Origin of the sequence: Fluviicola taffensis DSM 16823 (assembly GCF_943372375.1) — a bacterium.
Taxonomy (GTDB): domain Bacteria; phylum Bacteroidota; class Bacteroidia; order Flavobacteriales_D; family Crocinitomicaceae; genus Fluviicola; species Fluviicola taffensis_A.
Genome location: NZ_CALRYJ010000004.1, coordinates 256,738 through 266,519 on the forward strand (window position 1 = coordinate 256,738; position 9,782 = coordinate 266,519).

The 9,782-nt window shown below is 42.5% G+C and carries 9 protein-coding genes; all 9 read left to right on the forward strand.

Going from position 1 to position 9,782, the window contains the following annotated elements; all coding sequences use genetic code 11:
* Window positions 1-4: 4 nt before the first annotated feature.
* The gene (locus AAG807_RS08425; protein WP_341902321.1) at window positions 5-1,498 is read left to right on the forward strand and encodes a phage tail sheath C-terminal domain-containing protein; all 1,494 of its coding nucleotides are present in this window, start codon (window positions 5-7) and stop codon (window positions 1,496-1,498) included.
* 64 nt (window positions 1,499-1,562) lie between these two features.
* Entirely contained in the window at window positions 1,563-2,012 is a 450-nt protein-coding gene (locus AAG807_RS08430; protein WP_341902322.1) for a phage tail protein, read from the forward strand.
* Between the two features lie 12 nt (window positions 2,013-2,024).
* Window positions 2,025-2,468 carry a phage tail protein gene (locus tag AAG807_RS08435; RefSeq protein ID WP_341902324.1) on the forward strand — a complete coding sequence of 148 codons (444 nt, stop codon included), beginning with the start codon at window positions 2,025-2,027 and terminating at the stop codon, window positions 2,466-2,468.
* A gap of 166 nt (window positions 2,469-2,634) precedes the next feature.
* Complete coding sequence (locus AAG807_RS08440) at window positions 2,635-3,291, forward strand: hypothetical protein (protein ID WP_341902325.1); 657 nt, start codon at window positions 2,635-2,637, stop codon at window positions 3,289-3,291.
* Window positions 3,288-5,078: a type VI secretion system tip protein VgrG gene (gene vgrG / locus AAG807_RS08445; RefSeq protein ID WP_341902327.1), complete on the forward strand. Its 1,791-nt coding sequence runs from the start codon at window positions 3,288-3,290 to the stop codon at window positions 5,076-5,078. The genes AAG807_RS08440 and vgrG overlap by 4 nt, the downstream gene beginning before the upstream one ends.
* Before the next feature lie 6 nt (window positions 5,079-5,084).
* Complete coding sequence (locus AAG807_RS08450) at window positions 5,085-5,384, forward strand: PAAR domain-containing protein (protein ID WP_341902328.1); 300 nt, start codon at window positions 5,085-5,087, stop codon at window positions 5,382-5,384.
* A gap of 1 nt (window position 5,385) precedes the next feature.
* Entirely contained in the window at window positions 5,386-5,787 is a 402-nt protein-coding gene (locus AAG807_RS08455) for a GPW/gp25 family protein (RefSeq protein ID WP_341902330.1), read from the forward strand.
* 125 nt (window positions 5,788-5,912) lie between these two features.
* The gene (locus AAG807_RS08460) at window positions 5,913-9,035 is read left to right on the forward strand and encodes a hypothetical protein (RefSeq protein WP_341902333.1); all 3,123 of its coding nucleotides are present in this window, start codon (window positions 5,913-5,915) and stop codon (window positions 9,033-9,035) included.
* A 13-nt stretch (window positions 9,036-9,048) separates the two neighbouring features.
* The gene (locus AAG807_RS08465) at window positions 9,049-9,780 is read left to right on the forward strand and encodes a hypothetical protein (RefSeq protein ID WP_341902336.1); all 732 of its coding nucleotides are present in this window, start codon (window positions 9,049-9,051) and stop codon (window positions 9,778-9,780) included.
* Window positions 9,781-9,782 lie beyond the last annotated feature (2 nt).

Below are 9,782 nucleotides of genomic sequence, written 5' to 3' on the forward strand. Positions count from 1 at the left end.
CAATATGAGTACAATGAAAACACCAGGAGTATACGTCGTTGAGAAGAACGCGTTTCCAAATTCCGTTGTTGAAGCTGCTACTGCCGTACCCGCATTTATCGGGTATACGGAGTTTGCCAAGGACGGAAACAAATCTTTGTTGAATAAGCCATGGAAGGTTAATTCCCTGGCAGAATTCAGACAATATTTCGGTGGAGCTCCGACTCCAAAGTTTACCGTAACCGAAGCAAAAGAAGGCGATGAAGAAGATCCTAAATTAGGAATCTCTTTTCTTGAATTAAACGGAAAGAAGTACTCTGTACAACGAGACGATAAGTACAACTTCTACTACCAGATGCGTTTTTTCTTTGCTAATGGCGGGGCTACCTGTTACATTGTCTCTGTAGATGAAAAATACACCAATGATTTGTCAGAAGAAAAATTGACAAATGGAATCGCTGCACTTTTGAAAGAGGAAGAGCCAACGATGGTTTTGATTCCGGAAGCGGTTTATCTGGAAACGGTTGACTCCTGTTCAAATGCTCAGGTAGCTGCATTGACACATGCCGGTGGAGACATGAAAAACCGGGTAGCTATATTCGATGTTTTCAATGGTTTCATGGATGATGATACCAAAGTAAATGACTTCCGTGAGAAAATCGGTACGGAATTCCTGGATTATGGAACAGTCTATTATCCTTGGTTGAACACTTCCATTGTTCCGGATACGGATATCACTTTCCTGAATTTCACGGAGGTTGACAAAATCGTTCCTATCCTTACGGAGGCTGACAAAGACGGTAAATTAACGGATTTCATAGCAAATGTGGGTAAAAAGCCGGAGGAATTGGCTGTTTTGGATATTGAAACGACACACAAGGTCTTGGCTCGCCATTCTTCCGCTTACAGTGAATTAATGCGCGAAATGTTGCTAATCGTAAACATGTTACCTCCTTCAACAGCTATGGCTGGAATCTATACAATGGTGGATGCTACCAAAGAAGTTTGGAAAGCGCCAGCTAATGTTGGGGTTAACAATGTTATCAGCCCGACAGTAAGTATCTCATTCAAGAATCAGGAAGATTTGAACGTTCCTATGAACGGTAAAGCAGTGAACGCAATCCGCTATTTCGTAGGTGAAGGTGTGAAAGTTTGGGGAGCACGCACCCTGGACGGAAACTCATTGGATTGGAGGTACATCAATGTTCGCAGAACCATGATCATGTTGGAGGAATCCATTAAAAATGCAGCAAAAGCATACGTCTTCGAACCAAATACAGCAAATACCTGGGTAACGGTAAAAAGTATGATCTACAATTTCCTGAACGGTATCTGGAAAAGAGGTGGATTGGCAGGATCCACTGCGGATGATGCCTACAGTGTTCACATCGGATTGGGAGACACCATGACTCCGGAAGACATTTTGGAAGGTATCATGCGTATCACCATTCTGGTTGCAATTTCAAGACCGGCTGAGTTCATTGAGATCACATTCCAACAACAAATGCAAAAAAGCTAAATAAATCCGCCGCGGCGGAAACACTTTGAACTTTTAAAAAATTTAAATTAAAATATAAGAAATCATGGCAGGAGAAAAGCAAGACAATGTATGGCCTCTACCGAAGTTTTACTTCCAGGTAAAATTAGGCGATAAGGAAGTTCCTTTCCAGGAAGTGTCCGGATTAGACATTGAAGCTCAGATTATAGAGTACAGACATGGAAACAGTAAGGAGTTTTCAACGATTAAGATGCCCGGAATCAAGAAAACAGGAAATGTGACCTTGAAAAAAGGTGTTTTCGTGAAAGACAACGGATTCTGGGATTGGTTCAACAAGATCAAGATGAATACGATTGAACGTCAGACGGTGGTGATCAGTTTATTGGACGAGGCAGGAAAACCAACGATGGTTTGGACGCTCAACAATGCCTGGCCGACAAAAATCAGCGGAACGGATATGAAATCCGACGGCAATGAAGTAGCGGTTGAAACATTGGAGATCGCTCACGAAGGATTAAGTATTGCTAACAGTTAATAATACGAAAACATGGCCGGTCAAACTTGGGAACTTCCCGTTGCTTTTTATTTCCAGGTGAAAATTGGAAATGAAGAATTTGCGTTCAAAGAAGTCACCGGATTATCAGCTGAAATAGAAACAGAAAGTGTTAAAGAAGGAGGTATGAATGAATTTACGTACCTCCTTCCCAAACAATTGAAGCATGGTAATCTGAGTCTGAAAAGGGCCTTGAATCCGATTAACCGCAATGATGTGGTTTGGATCAAGAAAATACTGGAAGGTGATTTTTCACAACCCATCGTTCCGCGAGACATCATCGTGAATTTGTTGGGACAAGATGGAAAACCTATTTACACCTGGACTTGCTCAAAAGCATATCCTGTAAAATGGGACATTGCAGGTCTTGATTCGCAATCCAACACCATTTTAATTGAAACGATAGAATTCGCATACACGACCTTGAAACGATCTTAAATAGCATGTCGATAATTATTAAAGAAATCAGTATCCGAACTACCATTGAGCGAAAATCGACCTCAACGGGTGATCTTGATTTAAAGGTGGCCAAACTCAAAAAAGACATTTTGAGAGAAGTACACGAAACATTACGTAAACAACGAATTAGAAAAGGAGAGCGGTAATGGGTGAATTGGTCAAGTTGAAAATAGCGGGATACGAAACAGAAAGTTATTCCGAGGCAAAAAAGAGTGGAGAATTTACAACACAAGTGAATCCTGCAACCTTGAAACTTGGAAAAAAACTGAACTATTCCGAGAATGGGGAAGCTCATGGCATAGCGAATTTGAAAAAATTCAAATCCCAGGCACTTGACAGCCTTTCTTTTGATGTTTTGATGGACGATACCGGAATTATCCCTAGTAAAACGGGGAAAATCAAAGACCGGATCAATCAATTGGAAAAAGCCATTTACCGCATTAATTCCGAAAGTCATGAACCAAGCTATACCAAAGTAATATGGGGGACATTCATCTTTCGCGGACGAGTTGAAAGTATCAGTTACGATTACAGCTTGTTTTCACCGGAAGGAGCTCCGCTAAGGGTCAAGGTTTCCTTCTCTTTTGCAGGTCATTTTGACAAAGATACCACGCAAATGAACTCTCCCGATCTTTCACGAGTGATCACCTTCCGTGCCGGGGATAGTATTGCCCGTTATTGCGATGAAATTTACGGCGACGCATCTTTTTGTCATGAAATAGCAGCATACAACAATCTCAGTGAATTTCGAAAAATTGAACCCGGGACAAAAATCCAATTTCCTCCATTAGCCAGACGATGAGCGTATCTCCAGAAAAAAATAGCGAAGGGCTTGTAACTTATTCCATTTATAGCGAAGGGAATAGAATCAACGATTCATTCGAACCGGTTTCTATCCTGATTCATAAGGAAGTGAACCGTATTGGTCGCGCAACCTTGGTTTTTGAAGCAGGAAACATGCCCATGAAAGAAATTCCCGAAAGTGACGACGATACATTTGCTCCGGGGAAAAATATTCGTGTGGAAGCAGGTTATCAAAGTAATGAGCAAATCGTTTTTGAGGGAATTGTCATCGCACACAATGTAGATATTCCGGAAGAAGGAGCAGCTACTTTGGAAATCGAATGTGCCGACTTTGTTTTCCCCTCAACCTTTTCCCGAAAGAACAATTTCTATGAGCAAAAAACGGACAGTGCCATCATCAAAGAGATTCTCGGTACTTATTCGGATATTTCAGCCACTGTAGATGCAACAACGGTTACTCACCCGGAACTGGTCCAATACTACTGTTCCGATTGGGATTTCATTTGTTCGCGCGCAGATGCGAACGGACTCATTATTCTTTCGGATGGAAAAGCAGTGAAGGTCATCAAACCACTTGTCTCAGCTTCTCCTGTTTTGAAAGTTACCTATGGTGAAGATTTGATTGCATTCAGAGGAGAACTTCAAACCTCCGACCAAACAATGGGAGTGGATGCCTATGCCTGGGACATCGCCTCTCAGGCAATAGTTAAAGCCGCATCAGCAACTCCGACATTAAATGAACAAGGAGATCAAACTCCTTCCGCTTTATCTGAATCAGTAGGCGGTGATCGCTGGAATATACAGACGGAAAGTTACGGTGATTCCTCACAACTCCAAACCTGGGCAGACGCCCAATCGTTGAAAGCCGGTTTGGCACGCATTCGGGGAGAAATCAAATTTCAAGGAAGCTCACTTGCAGTTCCGGGCTGTCTGATCACATTGGATGGTCTTGGAAAACGATTTAATGGAGATGCCTTTATCGGGTTTGTTGAACACGAAATTGCAGATGGTGAATGGATTACTACTGCAGGAATGGGTATTGACCCCGAAATGGCAACACAAAATCCGGATGTGGTTACTCCTCCGGCATCAGGGCTTCTTCCGGGGATTGAAGGTTTACATATTGGAGTGGTTCGCAAAATTGATGGTGACCCGGCAAAGGAATACCGCATTCAAGTGGAGATTCCGCTCCTGAACGCAGACAAGAATCTGGTTTGGGCGCGCCTGAGTAATTTCTGGAGCAGTAAAAGCTTCGGAGCATTTTTCATTCCGAACATTGGTGATGAAGTGGTGCTCGGATTTCTAAATAACGACCCTACCTACCCCATCATTTTGGGAAGTATGTACAGTTCGGCAAATGCTGCTCCCCTAGAAATAGATACAAAGAATCCGATTCAACTGATGCAGACCAAAAATGGAATCAAGTTCGAAATGGATGATGAAAACAAAGTGGTAACTGTAAACACTCCCGGCGCAAATAAAATGGTTCTGAGTGACAAAGAAAAGTCTGTCACCCTGGCAGATCAAAATGGAAACAAGATCGTGCTTTCCGATAGTGGAATATTGATCCAGTCAGCCAAAGAGATTACCATCAAAGCCGGTACAGAAGTAAAAGTAGATGCAGGAACAAATGCCAATGTTAAGGCAGGAGTCAATGTGGCAGTAAAAGGTACGAATGTAGAACTGACTGCCGATGCAAGCTTTACAGCAAAAGGAAATGCCTCTGCAGAATTATCCGCTGCCGGACAAACTACCGTAAAAGGCGCAATTGTAATGATAAATTAAACGAATATGAGTTTAGCCGCACGATTAACAGACATGCATACTTGCCCCATGGTGACACCCGGAGTTCCTCCGATACCACATGTTGGCGGACCAATTACCGGACCGGGAGCTCCGACCGTTTTGATCGGTGGATTACCTGCCGCAGTGATGGGTGACATGTGTGTATGCGTTGGTCCTCCTGATAGTATCGTGATGGGATCGGCCACTGTTCTGATCAGCGGAAAACCTGCCGCCCGAATGGGTGATACCTGCGCTCATGGTGGTGCTATTGTATTGGGATGTCCAACTGTACTAATTGGAGGATAAGATGGATGATAAGACTTATTTAGGAACCGGTTGGGGATTTCCCGTGCGATTCAATCAGCGCGGAGTGCACCTGGTTTCCGATGAAGAAGACATTTGGGAGAGTTTACGGATTCTATTCTCTACCATTCCGGGTGAACGTGTTTTTCGCTATAACTACGGTTGCCCGATTGACAAATGGGTTTTCTCGAAAATCGATCTTTCGGAACGCACCATGATTATTGACATCATTGAGCAAGCGATCCGTGAAGGAGAACCACGAATTATTACAGATTCAGTGGACGTGGAAATTCGGGATGAGATGGAAGGGATTTTGTGGATTAAAATTGATTTCACCATCCGTCAAACAAATAGTAGAAGTAGTATGGTTTATCCATTCTACTTTTTGGAAGGAACACAACTTTAATTAAAAATTGAAAAGGGCATTTCGACTTCGCTCAATGACCTTTTGAGCCAAGGTGACTGAATGCTTGCGCTGAAGCTAAAGCATAGGCGCAGCCGAGTCGAAGGCAACATGTGAATAGGAAATAGATGGAACCAAAGGATGGACATAGCAGAAAAGATCGTTTAGATCGCCTGAACGTTCCCAGCACATTCAAAATGCTGGATAACGATAAGGCTGTCATGCTCCAAAAGCTGATTCAGATCGCCGGTTGGATCCGTTTTTACAACGAACGGGAAATTCCCGAGGGCTATTTCAAAGGGTTTCTGCATGAGTTGGAAGATGTGCTTAAAGGTATGCACATGAAGCATGCTCATGAAGCAATCGGAAAAATGGAACCTTCTCAGGCTTTGCTCCTTGCCTTTGTAGAAAACCTGCAAAAGGTGACCGAGAGTTACAATGGTCGCTGGAATGATTTTGCGAATTGGTACCTGACAGAATACCTGAAGGTTAGTCCGCTTTCCGTAAAAGGAGATCGTGTCTGGTTGGCATTTGATAAAGCAACTCCGGGCACAATCACGATCGAAAAGAACACCGGGTTCAATCGGAAAAATGGAGACCAGAATATATTGACTTATCGATTGGAAGATGAGTTGACAGTTCAGGACATTGCTGCTATAAGCGCATATTCCGTGTGTTTCGAACGGAACCCTTACCATTATCCTGCTGCAAATCTGAATTTTGTAACAGCCATTAAGACCCGTAATCTGATTCACGACAAACCGGTTGAGGATCGTACATTGATGTTCGACCACCAATTTCATTCGAATGAGACAAGGGCCATTGGAATCCGGATTTCAGCCCCTTCGCTTTTGCTTCGTGAAGGAAAACGAATCGTCAAAATCTATTTCGAAGCTGAAAATAAGGAATGGTTGAAACTACTTGAAAAAACGGAAGAGGAATTACTGAAAGTTGAAAATAACCTTCAAAAATTAAGAGCAAATATTTTCAACAACCTGTTCTACATCACAATCAGTACGGCGACCGGCTGGACGAATGTGTCGATTTTTAAGATCCGAAAAGATACTACCAAAAACAGGTTGATCCTCGAGTTTTTACTTCCTGAAGATTTCCCTTCCACAGTCGGATGTACACAGGATGTGCATCATTTTCAATCCGAGTTTCCTGCCATTCAGATCCGTCTCAATTTCGATGCCTGGCTTTATCCTTTCTCCTGGATCCATAAATTGTGTATTCAACGAATCATTATCCGCACAGCGGTTGAAGGAATCAATGATGTACAGGTTTACAATGAATTGGGGAAAATTGATAATACCAAGTCCTTCCCTCCTTTCGGAATCAATACTTCTGCAGGAACCTGGATGGCAATTGGAAATTATGAAATGGCTATTAAAAATACCAGCAGCATTGATATTTGCGTCAAATGGAACCAACTTCCTTTGCATCCAAAAGGCTTGAAAGGGCATTATGCTGCCTATTCGGGAAATATCGATAATGAGTCGTTTAAAATCCGGACCCGTTATTTGAGTGACAACAGCTGGTTTCCCACAACCGGAAAAAGTCTCTTTCCTTTATTCAGGGACGCGGAAGTATTGGATTCGAATGCCGCAAAACTGGACAAAGCTGTTTCAGATGACAGTGATTTCAATAAAATCATTATCAAAAAAATGGTTCCTTTCGAACTACCCGAAGACGCATACAAATACACCATTAAAACGCGCACCGGCTTTGTAAAGTTAACCCTGGTAAGTCCGGATATGGGATTTGGTAATCAGGAATACCGGGACTTGTTCACCGAGCGCATGATGATGAAGAAATGGAGGAAAAAACGCCTTCCTGTATTGCATCCTCCAATCTTTCCACATGTAGAGAATATTACCTTGGATTACACTGCTGAAGACATCATTGATTTGCGGAAAAACACCCGGAACAGTCAGGTTATTGTGGATCAACTGCATCCATTTGGAGTTGTTTCCTCACTTGACTCAAGCACCAATACCGGAATCCCTTTTGTTTTCTCCCAAGCAACCGATGCAAGCATCCTGATGGGGTTCAAGAACGTGAAAGGAGGAGAAATCTTTTCAACTTATATTGTTTTCAAGGCGATCAGCAATGAAATGACCCTGGATGACATTCCAAAGATTGTCATGTATTGGGGAGATGGATACTACTGGGAAGAAATTCCCAGGGGATTTATCCTGAAGGACGATACCAAACAAATGACGGTAAGTGGGAATCTGGTTTACAATTTCCCGATACACATTCCACCCAATCTATACGACAAGGATGGAATTTTATGGATTCGAACAGGTTTCGTAAAGAATCATGAATTTGTTCCGGAAATACAAGCGATTCACAACAATGCCGGTTTGGTCATTCTGGAAACGGATGATACCTCAATCGAAAAATTGCAGTCGTTTAAAACCTCTCAGGGAGCCTTGGAACCGGAGAAAAAATTACCCGGAATTACGAGTATTAAACAAATCACTTCCTATTATGCCGGTCAGGAATTGGAAGATTTGAAAAGCATGCAAGCACGTGTTTCGGAATTTGTAACGCATCGCGGAAGAGCTGTAACTGCCAGGGATTTTGAATTGATAACACTTCAGGAATTTTCAGATGTCGGTAAAGTATTGTGTCTGCCGAATACCAACCTGAAGAACGACAAACAAGGAGTTGTCACCGTAGTGGTCGTTCCTCAAAACACATTCAAAACGATCGAAAATTCAAAACCGATGGTTCCTTCGGGATTACTTTCACGAATTGAGGATTTTTTGAGTGAGCGGACTTCAAAAAATGTATTGGTAGATGTGATCAATCCGGTTTATGAGGAACTCCAAGTGAAATGTGTCATCCGCCTGGTTGATGCAAATCAGGCCGTTTCTTTGGAATCCATTCAGGAAATCTGCGACAATTTCATTGCACCCTGGCAATCCAGGGAGATGCTTCCCAAATTCGGAGAAGGGATTCACCTTTCACGGGTTTACAATGCAATCAAAGAGATTGACTTCGTAGCTGAAATAGCATATTTTGCTGTAATCAGAGTATCACAAGACAAGACACCATCCGGAAAACGGATGTTCTATCATTTATACAAACACGAGGAAGAAGACGATATTTTGATTCCCGACCAACCATACAAACTATTCGTTCCGGCAGAAACACACATCATACAAGTGGAGGAAAAAGACAAATCCTGTTCCCCTTATGGCTTAGGCGATATGGAAATTGGAAAAACATTTATCCTTTGAAAAAATCAGGATCATGGCTATTAGAAACAGAAATACATTAATTGAGGGTTTTAGTAAAGGGCAACGTCCGACTGCTGATGATTTTAAGAATCTAATTGATTCGAGTGTCAATATTCTGGATGACGGTTTTTCAAAAGATGCACAATCCGGAATCAAACTTGCTCCCATTTCCGAACAGGAAGGAACCGTAATGACTTTCCTCCAGAACATGACAGACGAGATTGGCGGCCGATGGGAATTCGACGTTCTAAACAACGACCTAAAAATCAGCCATGTCAACAAAACAGGAAAGGGACAGCTGATCCTTTTAAAACAAAATGGGGAGATCGAGATTGGAAAAGACGCTTGTGATTTCACGGTAAAAGGAACCTTGAATACAGAACAGCGCTCCGGAAAAAAAGTAGACAAGAAAATTCCGGCAGATGGAAAATGGCATGATCTGACAGACTTTTTGGAAGGAATCCATGCCTTGGAAGTGGTTTGCGTTATGGGAAAACGACATACCGGAAAACACGCCGTCTTAGTTGCATACGCCACGCATTGTTTTGGAGCAAAACCACGCATCCGGAAAATCAGGTCACATTTTGGAGTCTTTGGAAATAAGCTGCTCATCCGTTGGGTGAAGGCTAAAAATGAGCGTGCTTGTAAGTTACAAGTCAGAACACGGTTCATGCTTGGAAATGACATCCTGATCCAGGGATCTATCACCTCACTTTGGGACAATCCATTGCTGGAAAATTTGTAGGC